This window comes from Pseudomonas gebzensis, assembly GCF_034427815.1.
Taxonomy (GTDB): Bacteria; Pseudomonadota; Gammaproteobacteria; order Pseudomonadales; family Pseudomonadaceae; genus Aquipseudomonas.
Genome location: NZ_JAXQNS010000001.1, coordinates 53169 through 77247, shown reverse-complemented (window position 1 = coordinate 77247; position 24079 = coordinate 53169). Strand labels below are relative to the sequence as shown.

23 protein-coding genes are annotated in these 24079 nt (G+C 63.7%); 7 read left to right on the top strand and 16 right to left on the bottom strand.

Annotated elements, in window-relative coordinates; genetic code table 11:
* The first annotated feature begins 104 nt into the window (after positions 1-104).
* The 3 genes from SJI00_RS00335 (at position 105) to SJI00_RS00325 (ending at position 1897) form a co-directional block, all read left to right on the top strand.
* Positions 105-704: a YbaY family lipoprotein gene (locus SJI00_RS00335; protein WP_322459792.1), complete on the top strand. Its 600-nt coding sequence runs from the start codon at positions 105-107 to the stop codon at positions 702-704.
* A 72-nt stretch (positions 705-776) separates the two neighbouring features.
* Entirely contained in the window at positions 777-1175 is a 399-nt protein-coding gene (locus tag SJI00_RS00330; RefSeq protein ID WP_322459791.1) for a YbaY family lipoprotein, read from the top strand.
* Between the two features lie 32 nt (positions 1176-1207).
* A complete protein-coding gene (locus tag SJI00_RS00325) occupies positions 1208-1897 on the top strand; it encodes a DUF4197 domain-containing protein (protein WP_322459790.1) in 690 nt (229 codons plus the stop codon).
* A 42-nt stretch (positions 1898-1939) separates the two neighbouring features.
* Here SJI00_RS00325 and SJI00_RS00320 read toward each other — a convergent pair whose 3' ends face one another.
* Positions 1940-4999 (bottom strand): efflux RND transporter permease subunit, encoded by a 3060-nt coding sequence (locus SJI00_RS00320; RefSeq protein ID WP_322459789.1) that lies wholly within the window; start codon positions 4997-4999, stop codon positions 1940-1942.
* Between the two features lie 6 nt (positions 5000-5005).
* Positions 5006-6103: an efflux RND transporter periplasmic adaptor subunit gene (locus tag SJI00_RS00315; RefSeq protein WP_322460443.1), complete on the bottom strand. Its 1098-nt coding sequence runs from the start codon at positions 6101-6103 to the stop codon at positions 5006-5008.
* A 203-nt stretch (positions 6104-6306) separates the two neighbouring features.
* Here SJI00_RS00315 and SJI00_RS00310 point away from each other — a divergent pair, with 203 nt between their 5' ends.
* A complete protein-coding gene (locus tag SJI00_RS00310) occupies positions 6307-6936 on the top strand; it encodes a TetR/AcrR family transcriptional regulator (protein WP_322459788.1) in 630 nt (209 codons plus the stop codon).
* A gap of 122 nt (positions 6937-7058) precedes the next feature.
* Here SJI00_RS00310 and pdxJ read toward each other — a convergent pair whose 3' ends face one another.
* From pdxJ to rpoE, 10 genes are all read right to left on the bottom strand, one after another.
* Positions 7059-7781: a pyridoxine 5'-phosphate synthase gene (gene pdxJ, locus SJI00_RS00305; protein ID WP_416220987.1), complete on the bottom strand. Its 723-nt coding sequence runs from the start codon at positions 7779-7781 to the stop codon at positions 7059-7061.
* A gap of 61 nt (positions 7782-7842) precedes the next feature.
* Positions 7843-8526, bottom strand: coding sequence for a DNA repair protein RecO (gene recO, locus SJI00_RS00300; protein WP_322459786.1), 684 nt, complete (start codon positions 8524-8526; stop codon positions 7843-7845).
* Between the two features lie 54 nt (positions 8527-8580).
* Positions 8581-9483, bottom strand: a complete 903-nt coding sequence (era, locus tag SJI00_RS00295; RefSeq protein WP_322459785.1) for a GTPase Era — start codon at positions 9481-9483, stop codon at positions 8581-8583.
* On the bottom strand, positions 9476-10165 hold the full coding sequence (rnc, locus tag SJI00_RS00290) for a ribonuclease III (RefSeq protein WP_312933728.1): 690 nt from the start codon (positions 10163-10165) through the stop codon (positions 9476-9478). The genes era and rnc overlap by 8 nt, the downstream gene beginning before the upstream one ends.
* A gap of 178 nt (positions 10166-10343) precedes the next feature.
* On the bottom strand, positions 10344-11198 hold the full coding sequence (gene lepB, locus SJI00_RS00285) for a signal peptidase I (RefSeq protein ID WP_322459784.1): 855 nt from the start codon (positions 11196-11198) through the stop codon (positions 10344-10346).
* A gap of 5 nt (positions 11199-11203) precedes the next feature.
* On the bottom strand, positions 11204-13003 hold the full coding sequence (gene lepA, locus SJI00_RS00280; RefSeq protein WP_322459783.1) for a translation elongation factor 4: 1800 nt from the start codon (positions 13001-13003) through the stop codon (positions 11204-11206).
* A gap of 226 nt (positions 13004-13229) precedes the next feature.
* Complete coding sequence (locus SJI00_RS00275; RefSeq protein WP_322459782.1) at positions 13230-14666, bottom strand: DegQ family serine endoprotease; 1437 nt, start codon at positions 14664-14666, stop codon at positions 13230-13232.
* 164 nt (positions 14667-14830) lie between these two features.
* Entirely contained in the window at positions 14831-15796 is a 966-nt protein-coding gene (locus SJI00_RS00270) for a MucB/RseB C-terminal domain-containing protein (RefSeq protein ID WP_322459781.1), read from the bottom strand.
* 8 nt (positions 15797-15804) lie between these two features.
* Positions 15805-16398, bottom strand: a complete 594-nt coding sequence (locus SJI00_RS00265; protein ID WP_322459780.1) for an RseA family anti-sigma factor — start codon at positions 16396-16398, stop codon at positions 15805-15807.
* Between the two features lie 31 nt (positions 16399-16429).
* The gene (gene rpoE / locus SJI00_RS00260; RefSeq protein WP_312933718.1) at positions 16430-17011 is read right to left on the bottom strand and encodes an RNA polymerase sigma factor RpoE/AlgU; all 582 of its coding nucleotides are present in this window, start codon (positions 17009-17011) and stop codon (positions 16430-16432) included.
* A gap of 431 nt (positions 17012-17442) precedes the next feature.
* On the opposite strand from rpoE, the gene nadB reads away from it, so the two are divergent.
* A complete protein-coding gene (nadB, locus tag SJI00_RS00255) occupies positions 17443-19059 on the top strand; it encodes an L-aspartate oxidase (RefSeq protein WP_322459779.1) in 1617 nt (538 codons plus the stop codon).
* Positions 19060-19063: 4 nt separating this feature from the next.
* Here the strand turns inward: nadB and SJI00_RS00250 are convergent, their stop codons facing one another.
* Together SJI00_RS00250 and SJI00_RS00245 are read right to left on the bottom strand one after the other, a co-directional pair.
* Positions 19064-19513, bottom strand: a complete 450-nt coding sequence (locus SJI00_RS00250; RefSeq protein ID WP_322459778.1) for a protein YgfX — start codon at positions 19511-19513, stop codon at positions 19064-19066.
* Entirely contained in the window at positions 19497-19751 is a 255-nt protein-coding gene (locus SJI00_RS00245; RefSeq protein ID WP_322459777.1) for an FAD assembly factor SdhE, read from the bottom strand. The genes SJI00_RS00250 and SJI00_RS00245 overlap by 17 nt, the downstream gene beginning before the upstream one ends.
* A gap of 158 nt (positions 19752-19909) precedes the next feature.
* On the opposite strand from SJI00_RS00245, the gene ygfZ reads away from it, so the two are divergent.
* Positions 19910-20851 (top strand): CAF17-like 4Fe-4S cluster assembly/insertion protein YgfZ, encoded by a 942-nt coding sequence (gene ygfZ / locus SJI00_RS00240; RefSeq protein WP_322459776.1) that lies wholly within the window; start codon positions 19910-19912, stop codon positions 20849-20851.
* A gap of 56 nt (positions 20852-20907) precedes the next feature.
* A complete protein-coding gene (locus SJI00_RS00235; RefSeq protein WP_322459775.1) occupies positions 20908-21714 on the top strand; it encodes an HDOD domain-containing protein in 807 nt (268 codons plus the stop codon).
* 186 nt (positions 21715-21900) lie between these two features.
* Here SJI00_RS00235 and SJI00_RS00230 read toward each other — a convergent pair whose 3' ends face one another.
* Together SJI00_RS00230 and SJI00_RS00225 are read right to left on the bottom strand one after the other, a co-directional pair.
* Positions 21901-23280 (bottom strand): sensor histidine kinase, encoded by a 1380-nt coding sequence (locus SJI00_RS00230; RefSeq protein WP_322460442.1) that lies wholly within the window; start codon positions 23278-23280, stop codon positions 21901-21903.
* On the bottom strand, positions 23273-23944 hold the full coding sequence (locus SJI00_RS00225) for a response regulator (protein ID WP_322459774.1): 672 nt from the start codon (positions 23942-23944) through the stop codon (positions 23273-23275). The genes SJI00_RS00230 and SJI00_RS00225 overlap by 8 nt, the downstream gene beginning before the upstream one ends.
* Between the last annotated feature and the right edge of the window lie 135 nt (positions 23945-24079).

Here is a 24079-nt window from a genome sequence, read left to right as displayed (position 1 = left end):
GGTAAGGGCTTCCTGCTGTGAGTCAATCTGCGCTGCCGCTAGATTCCGGACTCCGAAAGCCCGGCACTGTTGCCCCTCTTTGGGCTTTCGAGCGAGGACGTCCCATGACCCACGACACCCCCAACGCTGAAATCTACACCTGCTCGTTGCAACGACTGAACACACTCGTCGTCGATATCGTTTCGAGCCAGGCATTGAGCCTGCCCGCTGGCATCACGGTGAGCGTCGCCCTGCAGGACGTCAGCCGGCTCGATACCCAGGCCGTGACGCTGGCACAATCGCGTGTCCTCTGCGCCACAGCACCACACGCGCTGGCGCTGACGCTGACCTACGACGCTGGCCACTTGAACGAACGCAACACCTATGCATTGCTTGCACGCATCGAGCTCGCAGGCCAACTGCTGGCCGTCAACTCGCAAATGCCCCCCTTCGTCCAACCCGCTGCCGGGCAGCGCGTGGCCATCGAGGTCGATCCCATTCAGCGCGAAACTGTCGAGGGCCTTCATGGCGGTAACCTGCCGCAACCCCCTACCCCCTGCATCGACCTGTCCCACGTACCTGCCGAGGGTCTCCACGGCGGTAACCTGCCGCAACCCCCTACCCACTGCATCGACCTGTCCCACGCACCTGCCGAGGGTCTCCACGGCGGTAATGGGTCCGATGGCCCGGTCGATGGCATCCACGGTGGTAATGCACTGAAGTGATGCCACCCCTGTCGTGATCCGTTACAGTCCCTGGGTTGGCCTCAAGCCAGCCCCAGGACGCTCGGAGACGACATGAAAAAGACCCTCGCGCTGTGCTCAGCCCTGCTGCTCGCAGCCTGCTCCACCCCCACCCCGCCCGATCGCGCCAGCCTGGCTGGCGAAGTCTTCTACCTGCAACGTATCGCCCTGCCGCCTGCGGCGACGTTGAACGTCGAGCTGCAGGACATCTCGCGCGCGGACGCACCGGCCATCACCCTTGCCCGACAGGCCGGGCCGGTCAAGGGCAATGTGCCACTGCCGTTCCAGCTCAGCTACGACCCGACCCAGATCCAACCAGGCCACCGCTACGCGGTCAGGGCGCGCATCGAACTGGACGGTCAATTGCTGTTCATAAACACCACTCAGCAGGCCGTGAACCTCGATGGCCATGACGCGCAGCCGCTGCGCATCAAGCTCGACCCAGCCCGCTGAGGCTTTCCATTTCGCTCTACAAGGACGCTTTCATGATCCGTTCCTCCCTGCGCTTGACCACCCTGTGCGCCGGCCTGCTGCTCTCGGCCAGCGCGCTGGCCCTGTCACTCGGCGACCTGAGCCAGAGTGATGCCTCCGGCGGCCTCAAAGATGCCCTGACCCAAGGTGCGCAGATCGCCGTGAAGCAACTCGGCACCCCGGGCGGCTTCAACAACAACCCAGATGTGCGCATCGAGCTGCCGGGCAAGCTGGGCAAGGCGGCCAAGGCCATGAAGATGTTCGGTAAAGGCGAGCAGGTCGACGCCCTGGAAGCCAGCATGAACAAGGCTGCTGAAGCCGCCGTGCCGCAGGCCCAGGCGATTCTGGTCGATGCGGTGAAGAAGATGACCGTGGCCGACGCCAAAGGCATTCTCAGCGGCGGTCAGGAATCGGCCACGCACTACCTCGACAAGACCAGCCGCGAGCAGATTCGCGCCAAGTTCATGCCCATCGTCAAGCAAGCCACCGACCAGGTCGGCCTGGCCAAGCAGTACAACAACTTCGCAGGGCAAGCCATGGCGCTCGGCGTGGTCGACGCCAAGAGCGCCAGCATCGAGAACTATGTGACCGAAAAGGCCCTGGATGGCCTGTTCGAGATGATCGCCAAGCAAGAGCAGAGCCTCCGCCAGAACCCGGCCCAGGCCGCCACCAGCCTGGCCAAGAAAGTCTTCGGCGCGCTCTGACGCCGACCGCGGGGGCCGCACCTGGCGCCCCCGCCTGTTGTTCTAACTTTTCCTGACCCGGAACCATGCCGCATACAGCGCCGGCAGAAACAGCAGGGTCAGCGCCGTCGCCACGATCAGCCCGCCCATGATGGCCACCGCCATCGGCCCGTAGAACACGCTGCGTGACAGCGGAATCATCGCCAGTACGGCCGCCAGCGCTGTCAGCACGATGGGCCGCAAGCGCCGCACCGTGGCTTCGATGATCGCCTGCCAGCGGTCCAGCCCGGCGGCGATGTCCTGCTCGATCTGGTCGACCAGAATCACCGAGTTGCGCATGATCATCCCCGCCAAGGCAATGGTGCCGAGCATCGCCACGAAGCCGAATGGCTGGCCGAAGATCAGCAGGAACAGGGTGACGCCGATCAGCCCCAAGGGGGCCGTGAGGAACACCATCACGGTGCGCGAGAAGCTGCGCAGTTGCAGCATCAGCAAGGTCAGCACCACCACGATGAACAGCGGCATACCGGCATTCACCGAGGCCTGGCCACGCTCGGAATCCTCCAGCGTGCCGCCGACCTCCAGCAGGTAACCGTCGGGCAACTGCGCGCGGATCGATTCCAACCCCGGCAGAATCTGATGCACCAGGGTCGCCGGCTGCTCCTTGTCGTAGATGTCGGCGCGCACGGTTACCGTGGGCAAGCGCTCGCGGTGCCAGATGATGCCCTCTTCAAAGCCGTACTCCAGGGTCGCCACCTGGGCCAGGGCAACGCTGGCGCCGTGCTCGGTGGGTATCGCCAGGCTGCCCAGATGGCTGAGGTCTGCACGCTCCTGGGACGTGCCGCGCCATTGGATTTCGATCAGCTCGTTGTCTTCGCGGTACTGGCTGACGGTGCCGCCGGCCAGGGTGTTGTGCAGAAAGCGCGAGAGCTGCGCAGTGCTCACGCCCAACGCGCGGGCGCGGTCCTGATCGATCTGCAGGAACACCGCCTTGCTCGGCTCCTCCCAGTCCAGGTGTACATTGACCAGATGCGGGTTCTGGCGGACCTTGGCCGCCACCTGCCGAGCCAGCGCACGGACCTGCTCGATGTGCTCACCGGTGACGCGGAACTGCACCGGATAACCCACGGGCGGGCCGTTCTCCAAACGCGTGACCCGCGAGCGCAGGTCCGGGAACTGCTCGGTAAGGGTCTCGATCAACCAGCTGCGCAACACCTCACGGTCCTCCAGCGAGTGGGCCAACACCACGAACTGCGCAAAACTGTTGGCGGGCAACTGCTGGTCGAGCGGCAGGTAGAAGCGCGGCGAACCGGTGCCCACATAGGCCACGTAGTTGTCGATGCCCGGTTGGTGTTTGAGCAACGCTTCCAGGCGCTCGACCTGCTCGGTGGTATTGCGCAGCGAAGCGCCTTCGGCCAGCTTGATATCGACCATCAGCTCCGGCCGTGCCGAGGCCGGGAAGAACTGCTGCGGCACGAAGCGGAACAATACGATGCTGCCGACGAACGCGGCGGCGGTCAGCACGATTACCGTTTTGCGCCGGTGCATGCACCAGGCCACCACGCGGCGCACCCGCTGATAAAACGGCGTGGCGTAGGGGTCGGCGCGGCCCTCGTGCAGGCCCGCGGCATGGCGCTTGGCAAGGTCCGGCAGCAGCCGGTCACCCAGGTAGGGCACGAACAGCACCGCCGCAACCCAGGAGGCCAGCAGCGCCAGCGTCACTACCTGGAAGATCGAGCGGGTGTATTCGCCGGTACTGGAGGCGGCGGTGGCAATCGGCAGAAAGCCCGCGGCCGTGATCAACGTGCCGGTGAGCATCGGGAAGGCCGTGCTGGTCCAGGCGAAGCTGGCGGCTTTGACCCGGTCCAGGCCCTGCTCCATCTTGATCGCCATCATTTCCACGGCAATGATCGCGTCGTCCACCAGCAGCCCCAGCGCCAGCACCAGCGCACCGAGGGAAATCTTGTGCAGGCCGATGCCGAGCCAATGCATGCTGGCAAAGGTCATCGCCAGTACCAGCGGAATGGTCAAGGCCACCACCAGCCCCGTGCGCAGGCCAAGCGAGAAAAAGCTCACCAGCAGCACGATGACCAAGGCCTCGGCCAGCACCGTGATGAACTCCCCCACACCGGCCTTGACCGCGGCCGGCTGGTCGGACACCTTGCGCAGCTGCATGCCGGCCGGCAGCGCTTGGCTCAGGCGTGCGAACTCAGCCTCCAGTGCCTTGCCCAGCACCAGAATATCGCCGCCGTCCTTCATGGACACCGCCAGGCCGATGGCGTCTTCGCCCATGAAGCGCATGCGCGGCTCCGGCGGGTCGTTGAAGCCGCGCCGAACCTCGGCGATGTCTTCGATGCGCAGGGTGCGGTCAGCGACGCGGATCGGGAGCTGGCGAATCTGCTCGACGCTGTCGAAGCGCCCGCTGACGCGCAGCTGCAGACGCTCGCTGGCCGTCTCGAAGAAACCGGCGGCGCTCAGCGCGTTCTGCTCTTGCAAGGCTTGCTGCACCGCGGCCAGCGGCACGCCAAGGGTGGCCAGTTTGACGTTGGACAGCTCGATCCAGATTTTCTCATCCTGCACGCCGAGCAGCTCGACCTTGCCGACGTCCTTGACCCGCTGCAGTTGCACCTGAATGCGGTCGGCGTAGTCCTTGAGCACGGCATAGTCGAAGCCTTGGCCGGTGAGCGCGTAGATATTGCCGAAGGTGGTGCCGAATTCGTCGTTGAAGAACGGGCCCTGCGCCTCGGGCGGCAGGGTGTGGCGGATATCGGCGATCTTCTTGCGGATCTGATACCACAGCTCGGGGATGTCTTCGGAGTGCAGCGAGTCGCGGGCAATGAAGGTGACCATCGACTCGCCTGGGCGCGAGTAGGACACCAGCTTCTCGTATTCGCCGGTCTCCATGAGTTTCTTCTCGATGCGCTCGGTGACCTGGCGCGACACCTCTTCAGCGGTGGCCCCCGGCCACAACGTGCGGATGACCATGGCCTTGAAGGTGAACGGCGGGTCTTCGCTTTGCCCCAGCTTGGTGTAGGACAACGCCCCGACCAGCGCCAGCAACAACATCAGAAACAACACGATCTGGCGATTGCGCAGCGCCCAGGCAGACAGATTGAACGACATGCAGACCTACTCCTTGGTCGCCAGTTTGACGGTGCGATTGCTGCGATCGACCGGGCGCACCTGCTGGCCGTCACGCAGCACATGGCCACCTGCTGCAACGATCCAGTCTGTGGCCGCTATTCCTTCGAGCACCGGCACACGATCACTGCCATAAGGGCCTACGCGGACATCGACACGCTGCAGACGGCTGTCGCTGTTCACCCGCCACACGTAACGCTGCCCGGCCTCGGCGTTCAGCGCCGACAGCGGAAGGGACAGCGTGGTCTGCGTGGCCGGCGCCAGGAACACCTGCGCACTTTGGCCAAGCTGCGCCGGCGTGTCACGGCCGGTAAAGGCGATGCGCGCCGCGAAGGTTCTGGAATGAGGGTCGGCCGAAGGTGACAGCTCGCGGATGCGCCCCTCATAGCGCTGGCCTGGATGGGACCACAGCTCGACCGTCACCGGCTGGCCGACAGCGACCTGGGCGAACTGCTGCTCCGGCAACCCGATCTGCACCTCACGCTCGCCGTCTACCGCCAGGCTGAACACGGTCTGGCCAGCGGCAACCACCTGCCCCACTTCAACCAGACGCTTGGCCACCACGCCGTCTTGCGGGGCACGCAACACCGCGTATTCGACCTGGTTACCGGCCACTTCGAGCTCGGCCCTGGCCTGGTTCAAGCGGGCCTGACCCGCGTGGTAGAGGTTTTGCGCGTTGTCGTACAGCGAGTGGCTGACCATCTGCCGATCGAGGAGCTTCTGCGCACGTTCCCGTTCGGCGGTGACCAGCGCCAGGTTGGCCTGGGCTGCGGCCAGTTGGGCGCGGCTGGCCTGCACCTGCAGGCGCACATCCTGCGGATCGAGCTCGGCCAGTGGCTGGTTGGCCTTGACCCGCTCGCCCTCTTCGACCAGGCGCTTGCTGACCTTGCCAGGCATGCGAAACGCCAGCTGCGGCTCCAGGCGTGCCCGCACCTCACCCGGATAACTGGCAGCGCTGGCGCCTGTCGCCTGCGGCTGGACCACCAGCGCCGGACGCGGCGCCGACACGACGGCCGCGTCCTCGCCACAGCCGATCAGAAGCAGGGGGGCGGCCAAGGGCAACACGAGCCGCAATGCGTGACGCATTGTCATGGAGAGGGGACCTTCTGCGCAGTGAATCGAATATTTATACTGGTCGGTATAGTAAATCAGGGAACCCTGAGCGGGAAGTCTGCGTCACACAGAAATCATTCTGATTAGTGCACGGTGCCTGCAGTCTTACCGCCCCCAACCCGATAAGATGCACGCCCACTCAAGCGAATGGCCCACCCCTTCTGACACGGAACCCCATGCATAACGACTCCCCCATCGGCCCGGGACGGCCCAAGGACCTGATCAAGCGCGAGGCGATTCTGCAAGCCGCCAAGCAGCTGTTTCTCAGCCTCGGTTACGCCAACACCAGCATGGATGCGGTCGCTGCGGCGGCAGGTGTTTCAAAGCTTACGGTCTACAGCCACTTCACCGACAAGCAGACGTTGTTTGGCGCGGCGGTGATGGCCACGTGTCATGCGCAATTGCCCGATCTGGTGTTTGAGTTACCTGAAGGGGCCGAGCTCGAAGACGTTCTGCTGGACATCGCGCGCAGATTCCACGCCCTGATCACGGACCCCGAATCGGTGCAACTCACCCGCCTGATCATGGCCGTCGGCACGCAGGACCCGGGATTTGCCGAGTACTTCTACGAGGCAGGGCCGCAGCACGTGCTGGCGGGCATGGCCTTGCTGCTCGACAAGCTCGATGCGCGGGGCTGGCTGAAGGTGGAGGATGCACCGCGTGCCGCCGAGCACTTTTTCTGCCTGGTCAAAGGCGCGCCGGACTACCGACTGCTACTGGGCTGCGCACCGCCGTTGGGCGGGGATGAGGCCGAGGCCCACGTGCGCAGTGCAGTGGGCGTGTTCATCCGCGCATTTCGCGCCTGAGGTGCACTGCTCAAGCGCGCCCATGGGCCAGAGGTGCGGCGCGTGCCAAGCACACTTGCTGGGTGCGCTCGACCTGCCGGCCCGGTGTAGCCGCCGAGCCCTGAGCGCAGGGGGCGTGTCGCTTAGCGCGATGCCGCGAGGATCAATGCCTTCATTTCGGCAACGGCCTGCTTGAAGCCGACGAACAGAGCATGGGCGACCAAGGCATGGCCGATGTTCAACTCGTTGATACCCTTGATGGCGGCGATGGCTTCGACATTGTGATAATGCAGGCCGTGCCCGGCGTTGACGACCAACCCCAGGCCCACCCCAAGGGCGACGCCATCGGCAATGCGCTGGAGCTCTTCAGCCATCTCGGCGGGTGTTTGCGCATCGGCGTAGCGACCGGTGTGCAGCTCGATGGCCGGGGCGCCGACGCGGTGGGCCGCTTCGATCTGGCGCAGGTCAGCGTCGATGAACAGCGACACCTCGGCGCCGGTGCTGGCCAGACGCTCGACCGCGGCCTTGATCCGCACCTCTTGCCCCGCCACGTCGAGGCCACCTTCGGTGGTGAGCTCCTGACGGGTCTCCGGTACCAGGCAGATGTGCGCCGGACGAATACGCTCGGCGAACGCCATCATCTCTTCAGTGACGCCCATCTCGAAGTTCATGCGGGTCTGCAGGACGTCCTTGAGCAGCAACACGTCGCGCTCTTGGATGTGCCGACGGTCTTCACGCAGGTGCACGGTGATGCCATCGGCGCCCGCCTCTTCGGCATCCAGCGCTGCCTTGACCGGGTCGGGGTAACGGGTGCCGCGCGCCTGGCGCAGGGTAGCCACGTGATCGATGTTGACGCCCAGAAGCATGCGGTTGCTGTGAGTCACGGAAGGCTCTCCTGAAGGTTGAGCCGCACAGCATACGATGGGATCAGCGCTTGCGAAACAATTCCCGACTGACCAGAGGCTTGCTGCCCAGGTGTACGGCCAAGGCCTGGCGCATCAGGCGCTTGGCGGCAAGCGGCGCGCCCGGCGCCTCCCAGTCAGCCTCGGCCAGCGCGTGCAACTGCACGCCACTGAACAGGCCGGGTTGGGGCAATTCGACACGCTCAAGACCGGCGTCGACGCGCAAGCGGTACTGGCCCTCGGCGATGATGGGTTGCTCGTTGAGGTCGTGGGTCAGGGAAAAGGCATAGCCCAGCTCGTCGAGCAGGCGCCATTCGAACGCGCGCAACAGCGGCTCCAGAGGGCGACCTTGCGCCAGCGCCTGCAAGGTCAGGCGGTAGTGCTCGAACAGGGCTGGGTGCGGCGCCTCGGCAGGTAGCAGGCGCATGAGCAGTTCATTGAGGTACAGGCCGCTGAACAGCGCATCGCCGTGCAACCAGGCCGCCACGCCTACGGTTTCCAGGCGGTTGACGTTCTTCAGCTCGCCCCGCCCACGCAATTCGACCTCCAGCAGCACGAACGAGCGCATTGCGCTGCCGCCCTTGCCGCGCGCGCGGCGTAGCACCGCTCGCACCAGGCCCTGCGGGGTAAACAGGTCCACCAGGGCGCTGGTTTCCTTGTAGGCACGGCTGTGCAACACATAGGCCGGCTGGCCGACGGGATGGTCCATGGAAAGGGCCTGCAAAGCGAACGGCCCGGGAGGTCCGGGCCGTTTCAGGGAAGATTACAAGTCGCCGTAGCCCAGCGAGCGCAGGGCGCGCTCATCGTCGGACCAACCACCTTTGACCTTGACCCAGAGGTTGAGCATCACCTTGGCATCGAACAGCTGTTCCATGTCCTTGCGCGCGTCGGAGCCGATGCGTTTGATGCGCTCGCCCTTGTCGCCGATGATGATCTTCTTCTGGCCATCACGCTCCACCAGGATCAGCGCATGAATGTGCAGCACATGGCCCTGCTGCTTGAACTCCTCGATCTCGACGGTGATCTGGTAAGGCAGTTCGGCACCGAGCTGGCGCATGATCTTCTCGCGCACCAGTTCGGCGGCGAGGAAGCGGCTGCTGCGGTCAGTGATCTGGTCTTCGGGGAAGAAGTGATCGCCTTCTGGCAGATGCTTGGCGATCAAGGCTTCCAGCGACGCTAGATTGTGCCCCTGCTGGGCCGAGATCGGCACGATCTCGGCATTGGGCAGTTGCGTCTGCAGCCATTGCAGGTGCGGAATCAGGTCACCCTTCTCGTCCATCCGGTCGGTCTTGTTCACCGCCAGGATCAGGGGGCCTGTGACGTATTGCACACGCTCGAGCACCAGTTGGTCCTCGTCGGTCCAGCGGGTGCGGTCGACCACGAAGATCACCACATCGACGTCTTTCAACGCTGCCGACGCCGTGCGATTCATGTAGCGGTTGAGCGCCTTGTCGTTGGCTTTGTGCATGCCGGGGGTGTCGACGTAGACCGCTTGCACGTCACCCTCGGTCTTGATGCCAAGCATGTTGTGCCGAGTGGTCTGCGGCTTGCGCGACGTGATCGCAAGCTTCTGGCCGAGGATGTGGTTGAGCAAGGTCGACTTGCCCACGTTCGGCCGGCCAACGATGGCGACATAGCCGCAACGGGTTGGGGTGTTCTCAGTCATTGCCATTCTCCACGCCCAAGGCGATCAGCGCCGAGGCTGCCGCGACCTGCTCGGCGATACGCCGGCTCACGCCCTGACCACGGCTCTTGTTGTTCAGCAGCGCCACTTCGCATTCGACGAAGAAGGTGCGGCAGTGAGGTTCGCCCTGGATGTCGACCACTTCGTAACGCGGCAGATCACAGGCGCGCGACTGCAGGAATTCCTGTAGGCGTGTCTTGGGGTCTTTGTTGGTATCGACCAGGGTCAGGCTCTCGAACTCACCGGCCAGCCAGGCCAGAATGCGCTCGCGCACGGTCTGCATGTCGGAGTCGAGGTAGATGGCGCCGATCAGTGCTTCAAGCGCATCGGCGAGGATCGATTCACGGCGAAAACCACCGCTTTTCAGCTCGCCCGACCCCAGGCGCAAGTAGTCGCCCAGGTCAAAGCCACGCGCCAGGCGCGCGAGCGTCTCACCCTTGACCAAGCGCGCGCGCAGCCGCGACAACTGGCCTTCGCGCGCTTGCGGGAAGCGCTCGAACAGGGCTTCGGCGGCAACAAAATTGAGGATGGAGTCACCGAGAAATTCCAGGCGTTCATTGTTGCGCCCGGCGTAACTGCGGTGAGACAGGGCCAGGAGCATCTGTTCCTGGTCACGGAACGTGTAGCCGAGCTTGCGCTCCAGGCGGTCGAGGGGCGCGCTCATGGCGCCACCGGAAGGTTGTTCAACGCGTTGTTCAAATCAAGGTCCTGAAGACTGTCGTGCTGTGGCCACCGCCTGAATGCGATGGCATTTCTCTGATCCTGGAGAACACAGCCTATGTCAGAAATGCATTCGGCGCTGTCGGATCGACAGCGCCGCAGTGGATCGATAGCTACGTGAATCAGTGAATCAGGCCAACCCGAGACAGGTTGGGGAAGTGGCTGAGCTTGGGCTCGGGCCAGCTCATCCAGACCGCGAACGCCTTGCCGACGATGTTGCGGTCCGGAACCATGCCGTGCAGCTCTTGGGGAATGTTCGGGTCATCCCAGAAGCGGCTGTCGTTCGAGTTGTCGCGGTTATCGCCCATCATGAAGTAGTGCCCGGCAGGCACCGTCCATTGCTGGTCGGGCGGCATGCGGTAGCGGCTCATCTGCTTGCGGATCAGGTGCTCGGCTTCGCCGAGTTTTTCCTTGTACAGCTCGCCACTGCCCAGGCTTCCGGGCTCGGTACCGACCAGTTGTTCGGCAATGGCCTGGCCATTGACGAACAGGCGCTTGTCGTTGGTGTAACGGATCTGATCGCCCGGCAAGCCCACGACACGCTTGATGTAGTTGACGTTCGGATCGCTCGGATAACGGAACACCATCACATCGCCGCGCTTCGGATCGCCCACTTCGATGACCTTCTTGTCGATCACCGGCAGGCGAATGCCGTAGGAAAACTTGTTCACCAGAATGAAGTCACCCACTTCCAGCGTTGGCTTCATCGAACCTGACGGAATCTGGAACGGCTCGACCAGAAACGAGCGCAGCACCAGCACGATGAACAGCACCGGGAAGAACGACTTGCCGTACTCGACCAGCAGCGGTTCCTTATCCAGGCGCTCGACCACCGCCGGCTCGGGCTGGCTGACGCTGCCCCGATAGGTAGCAATCGCCGCACGCCGGCGTGGCGCCAGGAACAGCAGGTCGATAAGCCCGAGCAGACCACACACGGCTACGGCAAGAACGAGCAACAGCGGGAAATTTAGCGACATAGGACCTAGCTATCCAACCTGAGCACGGCGAGGAAGGCTTCTTGTGGAATTTCCACGTTGCCGACCTGTTTCATGCGTTTTTTACCGGCCTTCTGCTTTTCGAGCAGCTTTTTCTTACGGCTGACGTCGCCGCCGTAACACTTGGCCAGCACGTTCTTTCTGAGCGCCTTGACGGTCGTCCGCGCGATGATCTGGCCGCCGATGGCTGCCTGGATCGCCACATCGAACATCTGTCGCGGGATCAGCTCCTTCATTTTTTCGGTCAACGCACGGCCTTTGTAGGCCGCGTTGTCGCGGTGGACGATCAATGCCAGGGCATCGACCTTGTCACCGTTGATCAACACGTCCAGGCGAACCAGGTTGGCCGACTGGTAACGATCGAAATGGTAGTCCAGCGAGGCATAGCCGCGGCTGGTCGACTTCAGACGGTCGAAGAAGTCGAGCACCACTTCGTTCATTGGCAGTTCATAGCGCACCTGCACCTGGCTGCCGAGGAACTGCATGTCACGCTGCACGCCACGCTTCTCGATGCACAGGGTAATGACGTTACCCAGGTGTTCTTGCGGCACGAGGATGGTGGCCGTGACGATCGGTTCGCGGAAGTCGACGATGGACGATACGTCCGGAAGCTTGGACGGGTTGTCGACGATGATGGTTTCACCGGTCTTCAATTCCAGCTCGTAGATCACGCTCGGCGCGGTGGTGATCAGGTCCAGGTCATACTCGCGCTCAAGGCGCTCCTGGATGATTTCCATGTGCAGCATGCCCAGGAAGCCGCAACGGAAGCCGAAGCCCAGGGCGTCGGAGCTTTCCGGCATGTACTGCAAGGATGAGTCGTTCAGGGTGAGCTTCTGCAGCGCGTCGCGGAAGTCTTCGAAGTCATCGGAGCTGACCGGGAACAGGCCCGCGTACACCTGCGGCTGGATCTTCTTGAAGCCTGAAAGCACTTCGACATCGGGCGTGGTGGACAGGGTCAGGGTGTCACCGACCGGCGCGCCATGAATGTCCTTGATGCTGCCGATGATGAAGCCCACCTCACCGGCCTTGAGGTCAGCGGTCTGGGTGTGTTTTGGGGAAAACACACCGACGCTGTCGACCAGGTGCACCTTGCCGGTGGATTTGACCAGAATCTTGTCGCCCTTCTTGACCCGGCCCTGACGAACACGGACCAGCGACACCACGCCCAGGTAGTTGTCGAACCACGAGTCGATGATCAGCGCCTGCAGCGGTGCGTCGATTTCACCCACCGGTGGCGGGATGATCTGGACCAGACGCTCGAGCACCTCGTCAACGCCCATACCGCTCTTGGCACTGCAGGCCACGGCGTCGGTCGCATCAATGCCGATGATCTTTTCGATCTCGTCCTTCACACGATCGGGGTCGGCCTGGGGCAGGTCCATCTTGTTCAGCACGGGCATGACTTCCAAGCCCTGCTCGATGGCGGTATAGCAGTTGGCCACGGACTGGGCTTCGACGCCCTGCCCGGCATCGACCACCAGCAAGGCGCCTTCGCAGGCCGCCAACGAGCGGCTGACTTCATAGGTGAAGTCAACATGGCCGGGGGTGTCGATGAAATTCAGCTGGTAGGTCTTGCCGTCTTGCGCCTTGTAGTGAAGCGTGACGCTGTGGGCTTTGATGGTGATCCCGCGCTCGCGCTCGAGGTCCATGGAATCAAGCACCTGGGCTTCCATTTCGCGTGCGGTGAGACCACCGCAGAGCTGGATGAAACGGTCGGCCAGCGTCGACTTGCCATGGTCGATGTGGGCGATGATGGAGAAATTGCGGATATGACTCAAATCACTCACAGGTCAACACTCGAAAAGGCTGCGAGCCGGACGCCCGCCAAAAATAGCCGGGAATTGTACCCCAAGCCGCAGGGTTATGGGAGATTCCCGATCAGTTAACCGGTAACCCGATCTGTACAGCCCCCCGGCCGCACGGTGGCCGCGGGGACCGCACAGCGCAGCGTCGCGGCCCTTGTGGCGATAAGAAAAGGGCAGCTTGCGCTGCCCCTTTCCGGTCACGGCTGGATCACTGATCCAGTTTGAAGGTAATGAAGCTGGCACGGCCCTGACGCAGCACGCGCATGGACACCGAACGATTCTTCGGCAGGTCCTTGGCGATGTCAGTGAACTGCTTGGTCGACAGAATCGCCTGGTTGTTCAGGTGGCTGATGACGTCACCTGGACGCAGGCCGATCAACGAGGCCGGACCTTCCTGCACTTCCTTGATCATCACGCCGCCCTTGAGCTCAAGCGTCTTCTTCTGCTCGGCAGTCAGCTCGGCCACCGAAACGCCCAGACGGTTGCTGCTGCGCTCGGCGCCCTCTTTCTTGCCGCCAGCGCCGATGTCGGCGTCTTCGTCCGGCAGTGCGCCAACCGCGATGTCGAGCGTCTGCCGCTTGCCGTTGCGAATGATCTCCAGCTTGGCCTTGTCGCCGTCTTTCATGCCGCCGATCAGGTGCGGCAGGTCTGCGGACATGATGATGGGCTGGCCGTTCATGCTCAGGATCACGTCACCGACCTGCAAGCCACCTTTGGCCGCCGGACCGTCATCGAGCACCTGAGCCACCAAGGCACCTGCAGGCTTGTCGAGGCCGAACGATTCAGCCAGGTCCTTGTTGACCTCCTGGATCACCACACCCAACCAACCGCGAGTGACCTTGCCGTCTTTCTTCAGCTGATTGGACACATCCAGTGCCACATCGATCGGAATGGCGAACGACAAGCCCATGAAGCCACCGGAGCGGGTGAAGATCTGTGAGTTGATACCCACCACTTCGCCGTTCATGTTGAACAGCGGGCCGCCGGAGTTGCCCGGGTTGATGGCCACATCGGTCTGGATGAACGGCACGTAGCTGTCGTTGGGCAAGGTGCGACCCTTGGCGCTGACGATACCTTTGGTGACCGAATGGTCGAAGCCGAACGGAGAACCGATGGCCAACACCCACTCACCGACCTTGAGCTTCTCGGAATCACCCAGTTTGACGATGGGCAAGTCCTTGCCTTCGACTTTCAGCAGTGCCACGTCGGTGCGGGGATCGGTGCCCACCAGCTTGGCTTGCAGCTCGCTGCGATCGGACAGGCGCACGATGATCTCGTCGGCATCGGCTACCACATGGTTGTTGGTCAGCACGTAGCCATCAGGCGAAATGATGAAGCCCGAGCCCAGCGACTGCGCTTCACGCTGCCGATCGCCACGGGGCGAGCGCGGCTGCTGCGGCAAGCTACGCTCGAAAAACTCGCGGAACATCGGCGGCAAGCCTTCCAGGTCGGGCATTTGCCCAGCAGCCACACGGCGGTCTGGCAGCTTTTGCTTGGTACTGATGTTCACGACAGCGGGCGAAGCCTGCTCGACCAGCGTGGTGAAGTCCGGCAGTGCTTCCTGGGCCTGGGCCACGAGCACCTGCCCGAGCATCAGCACGGCGGCAAACATCGACAAATAGGGTTTCAAGCGTGGTATCGACATACGACTCCCGTCACAACGAGCGTAATTAGCAGTAGGGCTCCCGCAGACGCAGGGCAAGCCAGACTTCAAGAAGACAGACCTATAGAAAATTTACCCGGGGAATGCAAATGACAATGCGTTAATTTCATTTCAATTATGTGCCGCGGGGGGTGTAAAACAGGCGCTCACTGACGGGCCTGAGCCTCGTGAAGGCGCATCGACAACGCCACGCGCTCGGCCGTGCCCAGCGGAATCTCACCCACCACGGTGACCATGATCGGCCCGTTGGCGGTCACCAGGTGGCGCGACACGGCGGCGGTAGGCCCGAGCTGCGTGCGGATGTCATTGCCATCGACTGACGCAGTGGGCTCAAGAAAAACCGAGAACCGCGCCAGCCCGTCGTCATACATCAAGGTGCTCAGCGACTGACCACCTTGGCCATCACGATGGATGGCACTGCTGACCAGCTCGAACCCGGCCGGCAGCCAGTCTGACCGCCACCCCACCACAGCCGCAGGTGCTGAGACAGGCGCGGACTTGAACGGCTTGCAGGCGGCGCCTCCTTTCAGATCTCCCACGCCCAGCGGCCGATGCGTATCCAGGCGAATGACCTGAAAGCGTTCGAGCAACTGGCCTTTGTCGTTGATCATCAAGGAGCGCAGTGGCAACCCTGTTTCCTTGTCGAGATCCAGATCGAAGCCATACCGATGCTGGTCGCGCGGGGAAAGGCTCACCGACACCGCCTCACGGCCGGCCACGCGGGATTTGCCGGCAACGCTCAGGTCGTACCAGCTCATCAGCTTGAGGGGGTCGAGCACGCGCGGCGCGGTGCTGCCCGAGCCGTCCACCTCCGAACTGAGGTCGCCGGTCGCACACTGCACCTTGCCGTTGACACGCACGATTTCCTGCACATCACCGTCCAGACGCGACAAGCGCTCAGTGACTGAGCCGTCGGCCACACGGTGCCAGATATCGTGGGAAGAAAAGCTGCCGTTTCGTTCGTAGATGAACGATCCGTGATAACTCTGTTGCCGTTCGGCCTGCGCCAGCCTGGCCAACCATTCGCTCGCCTGGGGCGAGGAGTTGGCCGCCAGGACTGGCACCGCGACGCAGCTGCCGACCAAAAGCGGCAGGAAGGCTAGCGCGCGCATGCTTCTCCCTACTTGGCGTCGTCCATGCTGGCAGCGCGAGCGTAAGGCAGCGCGGTTTCACCGCCCTTCAACGCCGATTCCTGGGCGTGCTGGCGCAGGTAACCTGGCATACGCTTGTCCCAACCGGCCTGATTTTGCAGAACGCCGTTGGCCATTGGGCCGGTCGGCTGTTCGCTACTTTCGCTGTAGCCGGCCAGTACTGCCGGGCCTTGGACTTGCGGTGCGCTCAGGTTTTGCTGCACTGGCTGCTGGGAAGCCAGCTCGGCGCCAGTGATCTCGTCCTGGTTGTACAGGCGTACGCCTGCCAGCACCGCGACCGTGACCGAGGCGGCAACCGCCAGACGGCCAACACTGCGCCATGCGTTTTGCTTGACCGGCGCTGGCGCCGCTTCTTCAGCCAATGCTGCAGAAACCGCCGAGGCGATGTCCAGCTTGGGCATCAGCAACTCTTTATGCATAGCCGCACGAGCGACCTGGTAACGGGCCCAGGTAGCGCGGGTCTCGGACTCGTCAGCGGCGCTCAGCACCCGACGCAGTTCCAGTTCATCCGCTTCGTTGTCCAATACTGCGGACAGCGATTCCTGCAAAGCTTCACGACTCATGGCGGTTCCTCTCTTGGCTGTCGCCGCTGTCTCAGGAGTCCTGCAACAGCGGTTGCAGGGCTTTATCGATGGCCTCCCGAGCGCGGAATATTCGCGAACGCACGGTGCCCACAGGACATTGCATGACGCTCGCAATGTCTTCGTAACTCAGACCATCGAATTCGCGTAAAGTCAGTGCCGTACGCAAATCTTCGGGCAATTGCTGGATGGTCCGATGGACGGTACCTTCGATCTCATCCCGCAACAGTGAGCGCTCTGGAGACTCAAGATCCTTGAGGCCATGATCGCCGTCGTAAAATTCCGCATCCTCGGAACTCACATCGCTATCGGGTGGCCGCCTTCCGCGGGACACCAGGTAGTTCTTCGCCGTGTTGATGGCGATGCGGTACAGCCAAGTATAAAAGGCGCTGTCACCGCGGAAATTTCCAAGCGCCCGGTACGCCTTGATGAAGGCTTCCTGCGCAACGTCCTGGGCTTCGTGGGTGTCGTGGACGAACCGCACGATCAACCCGAGAATCTTGTGCTGATACTTCAGCACCAACAGATCGAACGCTCGCCTGTCACCGCGCTGTACGCGCTCGACAAGCTGCTGATCCTCTTCCTGGGTTAGCATGAACACTCCTCAGTAGTCTCGAAGGAGCGTTGCAAAAGCCATCGTTCAGGCTTGCAAACATAGACTCGGGCTTTAGGCAAAAGTTCTCCCCTCCAAGCAAGTTTCCTGCGGCCTTTTATCGGCTCGCATGAGCGAGGTGGCCCGCATGACGGACCACTTCGACTTAAGAATCTCGAATACGCAGGATTTCGCCCGGTTAGAGCAGCTGCCCTGCGTCGCCGCAGCAATTGTGACGTGCGGGCAGCCTTCATAGGATTTCCGACGACCACCGAAAGTTCCCGCCGAAATCCTCCGAAGCGTGCAAACGCCGTTGGAAATCAGTCACCTGGGACTGCTATAAAGGCGCTCCGGCTTCGGTCACGATAGTTTCACAATGCCACCTACGCGCGACTATTGTGCCGTTCACCTCATCCAGATACTAGTGTCCCGACATGAGCCAACAATTCCAACATGATGTCCTGGTGATCGGCAGCGGTGCGGCCGGTCTCAGCCTGGCGCTGAATCTGCCGCGCGAACTGCGTATCGCCGTGTTGAGCAAGGGCGAGCTGGCCAATGGTTCGACGTTCTGGGCGCAGGGCGGTGTGGCCGCTGTACTGGACGACACCGACACGGTTCAGTCCCACGTAGAGGACACGCTCAATGCCGGCGGCGGCCTGTGCCATGAAGACGCCGTGCGCTTCACCGTCGAGCACAGCCGCGAGGCCATCGAGTGGCTGATCGAGCAAGGCGTACCCTTCACCCGCGAGGAGCACGCCAGCTCCGACGAACGGGGCTACGAATTCCACCTGACCCGCGAAGGCGGTCATAGCCACCGGCGCATCATCCATGCGGCCGATGCCACCGGTGCGGCGATTTTCACCTCGCTCCTCGAGCAGGCGCGCCAGCGGCCGAACATCGAACTGCTCGAAGAGCGCGTGGCCATCGACCTGATCACCGAGCGGCGCCTGGGCCTCAATGGCCAGCGCTGCCTGGGCGCGTACGTGCTGGACCGCAGCACGGGCGAGGTCGACACCTTCGGCGCGCGCTTCACCGTGCTGGCCACGGGGGGTGCGGCCAAGGTCTACCTGTACACCAGCAACCCCGACGGCGCCTGCGGCGATGGCATCGCCATGGCCTGGCGCGCCGGCTGCCGGGTGGCCAACCTGGAATTCAACCAGTTCCACCCCACCTGCCTGTACCACCCGCAGGCCAAGAGCTTTCTCATCACCGAAGCGCTGCGCGGCGAAGGCGCGCTGCTGCGCCTACCCAATGGCGAACGCTTCATGCCGCGCTTCGATGCCCGGGAAGAGCTGGCGCCACGAGACATCGTCGCGCGCGCCATCGACCATGAGATGAAGCGCCTGGGCGTCGACTGTGTGTACCTCGACATCACCCACATGCCCGCAGCCTTCATCAAGAGCCACTTCCCCACGGTCTACGAGCGTTGCCTGGGCTTTGGCATCGACATCACCCGCCAGCCCATTCCGGTGGTGCCTGCCGCGCACTACACCTGCGGCGGCGTGATGGTCGACGAGCATGGCCACACCGACGTGCCGGGTTTGTACGCCATTGGCGAAACCAGCTTCACCGGCCTGCATGGCGCCAACCGCATGGCCAGCAATTCGTTGCTCGAATGCTTCGTCTATGGCCGCGCGGCGGCCGCGGACATCATCGCCCAGCTTGAGCACATTCCGACCCCGCGCGCCCTGCCCTGCTGGGACGCCAGCCAGGTCACCGACTCGGACGAAGACGTGATCATCGCCCACAACTGGGACGAGCTGCGGCGTTTCATGTGGGATTACGTCGGCATCGTGCGCACCAGCAAGCGCTTGCAACGGGCTGCGCACCGGGTGCGCATGCTGCTCGATGAAATCGACGAGTTCTACAGCAACTACAAGGTCAGCCGTGACCTCATCGAGCTGCGCAACCTGGCTCAGGTAGCCGAGCTGATGATCCGCTCAGCCATGCAGCGCAAGGAATCGCGCGGGCTGCACTACACGCTCGACTACCCCCAGATGCTTGCCGAAGCGCGCGATACGGTGCTTGATCCGACCCTGAGCCGACACTAGCCCCTCACGCCGCCTGCCAGCGTTGGCGGCCGAATCTGAGCCGGACCCGCAAGCGTCGATGCTGATCCGCAGGCAAACCGTCGGCGGCAACGCACTGGCTTTCACTCAGCCAGCGCCCGCGGCGGACCACGCGCACCACCACCAACTGCGGCAGCGCGAGGCTGTCACGGCACAATCGCGCCGGCTGCCAACCCTGGCTCACCGTGAACACCGCCCAGCCTTGCGCGCTGCGCCGCAGACCCGTGATGGCACCGGGATGGGTGAGCAGGATATGGCGGGGGATCGTCCAGCCGGCGTGCGTGGCACAGGCCAGGCTGATCAGGCAGGCCAGCCACGCTGGCGCGGCGCTGAGCCACGCAGCGCATAGCGCCAGAGCCAGGCACGCCAGGTAGGCCGTCAGCAGCAGGCGCGAGCCTTGCCAACGACACTCGAAGGCTTCACTTGGGCTGGACACGGTCCAGAATCATGCGAACCATGCGTTGCAGCTCGGGGTCTTCGGACTCGCAGCGCTCCATGAACCAGCCGAACATGTCTTGGTCTTCGCATTCGAGCAGGCGCGTGTACAGTTGCCGATCGGCTTCGCTGAGGGTGGCGTAGACCTCCTGGCTGAAGGGCACCAGCAGCACGTCCAGCTCCAGCATGCCGCGTCGGCTGTGCCAGAACAGGCGGTTGAGTTCAGTTTGTTCGACCATGGGGCCCTCCTCGAATGGCCGCGCAGTATACAGCCTGCCACGCAGCGCGGCACAGGGGCATTGGTCGTACCCTGTGACGGCACATGAGCACCCGCCTACCTATTTCGCCAGCGCCGTTCTATGATGGCCGCCAGTCTTTACAGCGACCGCGATGACCCATGGCCGATTCTGCTTTCTACTGCCCGCTGAGCCACGAGGGCGTCCTTGCCGTCCGCGGCTCTGATGCGGGCAAATTCCTTCAGGGGCAACTGACCTGCAATCTCAACTACCTCGACGACGCACAGGCCAGCCTCGGCGCCCGCTGCATGGTCAAGGGCCGCATGCAGTCGAGCTTCCGCATCCTGCCCGAAGGCACGGGTTTCCTGTTGGCGATGGCCAGCGAGCTGCTCGACCTGCAACTGGCCGACCTGAAAAAGTACGCCGTGTTCTCCAAGGCGCTGCTCACCGATGAAAGCGCCGCCTGGGCCCGCTTCGGCCTGCAACAGGCGGACGCCGCATTGCAGGCACTGGGCCTCGACGTACCGGAAAATGCCGGCGCGACCGCGCGTCAGCCCGGACTGATGGCTGTGCGTGTTTCGCCTGGCCGCGTAGAACTGTGGGCCGGCGCCGAACAGGCCCCTGGCGTACGTGAGCAACTGGCAGCTCATGTGCCGGAAGGCACGCTCAATGACTGGCTGCTGGGCCAGGTGCGCGCAGGCCTGGGCCAGGTGTTCGGCGCCACCCGCGAGCTGTTCATTCCGCAGATGATCAACCTGCAGGCCGTGGGCGGCGTGAGCTTCAAGAAAGGCTGCTATACCGGCCAGGAAATCGTCGCGCGCATGCAGTACCTGGGCAAGCTCAAACGCCGCCTGTATCGCTTGGCACTGGCCCAGGCCGACCTTCCGGCAGCGGGTAGCGAAGTGTTCTCGCCCACCCACGGCTCATCGGTTGGCGAGGTGGTGCTAGCCGCCAGTACCGGGCAAGGTTGCGAGTTGCTGGCGGTGCTGAGTGCAGATTCGGTGGCCGACGACAACCTGCACCTGGGCGCAGCCGATGGCCCTCGCCTGAGCCTCCTGCAATTGCCATACGAACTTGACCGCGACAGGGAAATCCAACGCTGATCAGCCCGGCCCACCCTGCGTCGGGCCGCCTCCCTTCACCGCGGTAGAGATCCTTCATGAACAAGTTGGCCGAGAGGGTGCAAGCACAGCTGCTTGCCGCCATCGAGAACGATGAACTGCTGCTGCCGACCCTGCCCGAAGTTGCCCTGAGCATCCGTGAGGCCGCCGAAGACAGCGAGATCAGCGTGGCGGCGTTGAGCCGGGTGATCGGCCAGGATGCCGCGCTCTCGGCACGCTTGATCAAGGTCGTCAACAGCCCATTGCTGCGCGCTCTGGTGGAGGTCACCGACCTGCACACCGCCATTACCCGACTGGGCGTGAACTACAGCTGCAACCTGGCCATCGGTCTGGTGATCGAGCAGATCTTCCATGCCCGCTCCCCGTCGGTCGAGGACAAGCTGCGCGACATCTGGGCCCGTAGCCTGGAGGTGGCCGGGATCAGCTATGAGCTGTGCCGCCGCTACACCTTGCTCAAGCCTGATCAGGCTGCGCTGGGCGGGCTGGTGCACCAGATCGGCGCCCTGCCGGTGCTGATTTACGCCGAAGAACACAACGAGCTGCTGGCCGATCCGGTCTGCCTGCACTATGTCATCGAGCACATCCAGCCCGTGCTGGGCGACAAGATCCTCAGCGCCTGGGATTTCCCTGAACAACTGGTCAGGCTGCCCAGCCAGATCGACAACCTCGAGCGCACCACCCTGCGCCCGGACTACATCGATGTGGTGCAGATCGCCCGGCAGTTACGCCAGCAAGACCCCGACCTGCCCGCCAGTGCCTTGCCGGCCTGGCGTCACCTGAAGCTGCCTGCCGGCACGGAAATCGACGTCGACGACCTGATCAAAGCGCGCGCAATGCTCGGTTGAATGGCTGGGCCTTGGCTCGGGGCCCTGGCTGCCACCTTGCAACCCGCACCGTGTGCACTGCCGATAACCGGCGCCTTCCCCGCCCGTCGCGGCTGAGCCAAGTGTCGGACCGGCCATTGCTGCATGTCCCTGTTACATCAGCACGTTGGACCTCGCTCGGAGCGGCTTGCGTCGAGGGCCGAGCACTCAGTCTGCGGTAAAACTCACCCGTACTTTCAGCCCGCCGCGGCGACCCTCATGCAGGCTGATCTGCGCCAGGTGCGCGCGGCAGATTTCACCCACGATGGCCAGCCCCAGCCCTGTCCCTTGTGCACTGCGTCGATAGAAGCGCTCGAATACCCGCTCACGCTCCGCCTCGGGAATGCCAGGGCCGTCATCCTCGACCTCCAGCACGCCAGGCGCCAGCACCCGCAAGATCACCGTACCGCCATCCGGGGTGTGGGCCAGCGCGTTGTCCACCAGGTTGCTCAGCAGTTCGTTGAGCAGGGTAGGCTCGCCCTTGAGCCACACCGGCGCTTGGGCCTCCAGCGCCAATGCCACACCGCGGGCATGGGCCAGCGGCGCCAGGGCCATGCCCAGCTCGCGGGCCAGCTGCGTGAGGTCCAGACGCTGCGCGCCGCCCTCGGCGATGGTCCGCGCGCCATGCTCGACCCGCGCCAACGACAGCAATTGATTGGCCAGATGGGTCAGCCGATCAGTGCCGTGAGCGGCTTCGATCAGGGTCTGGCGCCAGTGCTCGGGGTCCGAGGAGCGCCGACCCAGCTCCAGCCGCGCCTTGAGCGCCGCCAGGGGGGTGCGCAACTCATGGGCGGCATCGGCGATAAACTGCGCCTGGCGCTCGAACTGCGCGCGCAGGCGCTCGGTGAAGTGGTTGAGCCCGCGCACCAGCGGGCCGAGTTCGCGTTGCACCTGCACCAGGGGCAGCGGGCGCAGGTCGTCGGGCTGGCGCTCTTCGACGGCGCGGCGCAAGCGCTCCAGCGGGCGCAGCGCGGCGCTCACGGCGAACCACACCATCACCAGCGCAGCCAACGCCAGCATGCCCAGGCGCAGCAGAGTGTCCGTCATCAGGTCGCGGGCCATGCTCACCCGCGCTTCTTCGGTTTCGGCCACACGAATCTCTGCCATGCCGTTCATGTTCGGCTCGCTGACAGGCTTGAGCAGGCTGACCACGCGCACATCCTGGCCCTGGTAGGTGGCGCTGTAGAAGCGCGCCAGGGCCGGGTAATCGTCGGTACGCGGCGTGCCAGGCGGCGGGGGCGGCAGATGCTCGTAGCCGGAGATCAGCCGCTGCTGGATGTCCAGTACCTGGTAATAGATGCGCCCGGCGCTGTCGTAGGCAAAGGTGTCGAGAGCCACGTACGGCACGTCGGCACTGAGGGTGCCGTCGCGCTGCGAGAGGCCAGCGGCGATGGTCCGCGCCGAGGCCAGCAGGGTGCGGTCGTAGGCGGTGTCAGCGGCCTCGCGACCGTTCCAGTAGGCGCTCAGGCCGCTGGCGACCATCAGCACCACCAGCAGCAGCGCCAGATTGCCGAGCAAGCGGCCACGCAGGCTGCCGTTGTCACGCATCGCGGTGTTCAAGCAAGTAACCCAGGCCGCGGAAGGTGACGATGGCGACCGGGTGACCATCGAGCTTCTTGCGCAGGCGGTGGATATAGATCTCGATGGCATCCGGGCTGGCCTCTTCATCGAGGCCGAACACCTGGGCAGCCAATTGCTCTTTGCTCATCACCCGTCCGGGTCGGGCGATCAGGGCTTCGAGCACGCTGTGCTCGCGGGAGGTCAGGGTGAAGTGTTCAGCGCCGAGGGTGAAGCGCCGCGTGTCGAGGTGATAGACCAGCGGGCCGCAGCACTGCTGACGCTCGCCGCCCAGCACGCTGCGACGCAACAACGCCTTGACCCGGGCTTCCAGCTCGCTCAGTTCAAAAGGCTTGGCCAAGTAGTCATCGGCGCCAAGGTTCAGGCCGTGCACGCGGTCCTTCACGTCGCTGCGGGCAGTGAGCATCAGCACCGGTACGGTCTTGCCGCGCCCACGCAGCCGCGCCAGAACCTCGAAGCCGTCCATGCGTGGCAAGCCGACATCGAGCACGACGGCGGCGTATTCCTCGCTAGCCAGAGCCAGGTCGGCCGCCACGCCGTCGTGCAGCACATCCACGGTCAGGCCTTGGCTCTTGAAGGCCTGCGCCACGCTTTCAGCCAGTTGCAGGTGGTCTTCGACCAGCAACACACGCATCGCCTTCACCCTTGAGTCGTTCGATTGGCGCGGAGTGTACCCCTGCGCTCGGGTCTGTGAAGCCCTTTGTAACAAACCTGTGACCGTGAAAGGTTGGTGAAAGGTTGGTTACCTAGGATCGCACCACGGCAGCCC

Bases quoted from the DNA above. Each gene is read 5' to 3' on its own strand.
- SJI00_RS00265 (WP_322459780.1), bottom strand. From the start codon at position 16,398: ATGAGTCGTGAAGCTTTGCAGGAATCGCTGTCCGCAGTATTGGACAAC.
- SJI00_RS00335 (WP_322459792.1), top strand. From the start codon at position 105: ATGACCCACGACACCCCCAACGCTGAAATCTACACCTGCTCGTTGCAA.
- SJI00_RS00325 (WP_322459790.1), top strand. From the start codon at position 1,208: ATGATCCGTTCCTCCCTGCGCTTGACCACCCTGTGCGCCGGCCTGCTG.
- SJI00_RS00235 (WP_322459775.1), top strand. From the start codon at position 20,908: ATGAACAAGTTGGCCGAGAGGGTGCAAGCACAGCTGCTTGCCGCCATC.
- rnc (WP_312933728.1), bottom strand. From the start codon at position 10,165: ATGAGCGCGCCCCTCGACCGCCTGGAGCGCAAGCTCGGCTACACGTTC.
- nadB (WP_322459779.1), top strand. From the start codon at position 17,443: ATGAGCCAACAATTCCAACATGATGTCCTGGTGATCGGCAGCGGTGCG.
- pdxJ (WP_416220987.1), bottom strand. From the start codon at position 7,781: ATGCTTCTGGGCGTCAACATCGATCACGTGGCTACCCTGCGCCAGGCG.
- recO (WP_322459786.1), bottom strand. From the start codon at position 8,526: ATGGACCATCCCGTCGGCCAGCCGGCCTATGTGTTGCACAGCCGTGCC.
- lepB (WP_322459784.1), bottom strand. From the start codon at position 11,198: ATGTCGCTAAATTTCCCGCTGTTGCTCGTTCTTGCCGTAGCCGTGTGT.
- SJI00_RS00275 (WP_322459782.1), bottom strand. From the start codon at position 14,666: ATGTCGATACCACGCTTGAAACCCTATTTGTCGATGTTTGCCGCCGTG.
- SJI00_RS00310 (WP_322459788.1), top strand. From the start codon at position 6,307: ATGCATAACGACTCCCCCATCGGCCCGGGACGGCCCAAGGACCTGATC.
- SJI00_RS00330 (WP_322459791.1), top strand. From the start codon at position 777: ATGAAAAAGACCCTCGCGCTGTGCTCAGCCCTGCTGCTCGCAGCCTGC.
- rpoE (WP_312933718.1), bottom strand. From the start codon at position 17,011: ATGCTAACCCAGGAAGAGGATCAGCAGCTTGTCGAGCGCGTACAGCGC.
- SJI00_RS00320 (WP_322459789.1), bottom strand. From the start codon at position 4,999: ATGTCGTTCAATCTGTCTGCCTGGGCGCTGCGCAATCGCCAGATCGTG.
- SJI00_RS00230 (WP_322460442.1), bottom strand. From the start codon at position 23,280: ATGCGTGACAACGGCAGCCTGCGTGGCCGCTTGCTCGGCAATCTGGCG.
- SJI00_RS00245 (WP_322459777.1), bottom strand. From the start codon at position 19,751: ATGGTCGAACAAACTGAACTCAACCGCCTGTTCTGGCACAGCCGACGC.
- SJI00_RS00270 (WP_322459781.1), bottom strand. From the start codon at position 15,796: ATGCGCGCGCTAGCCTTCCTGCCGCTTTTGGTCGGCAGCTGCGTCGCG.
- ygfZ (WP_322459776.1), top strand. From the start codon at position 19,910: ATGGCCGATTCTGCTTTCTACTGCCCGCTGAGCCACGAGGGCGTCCTT.
- SJI00_RS00225 (WP_322459774.1), bottom strand. From the start codon at position 23,944: ATGCGTGTGTTGCTGGTCGAAGACCACCTGCAACTGGCTGAAAGCGTG.
- SJI00_RS00315 (WP_322460443.1), bottom strand. From the start codon at position 6,103: ATGCGTCACGCATTGCGGCTCGTGTTGCCCTTGGCCGCCCCCCTGCTT.
- era (WP_322459785.1), bottom strand. From the start codon at position 9,483: ATGACTGAGAACACCCCAACCCGTTGCGGCTATGTCGCCATCGTTGGC.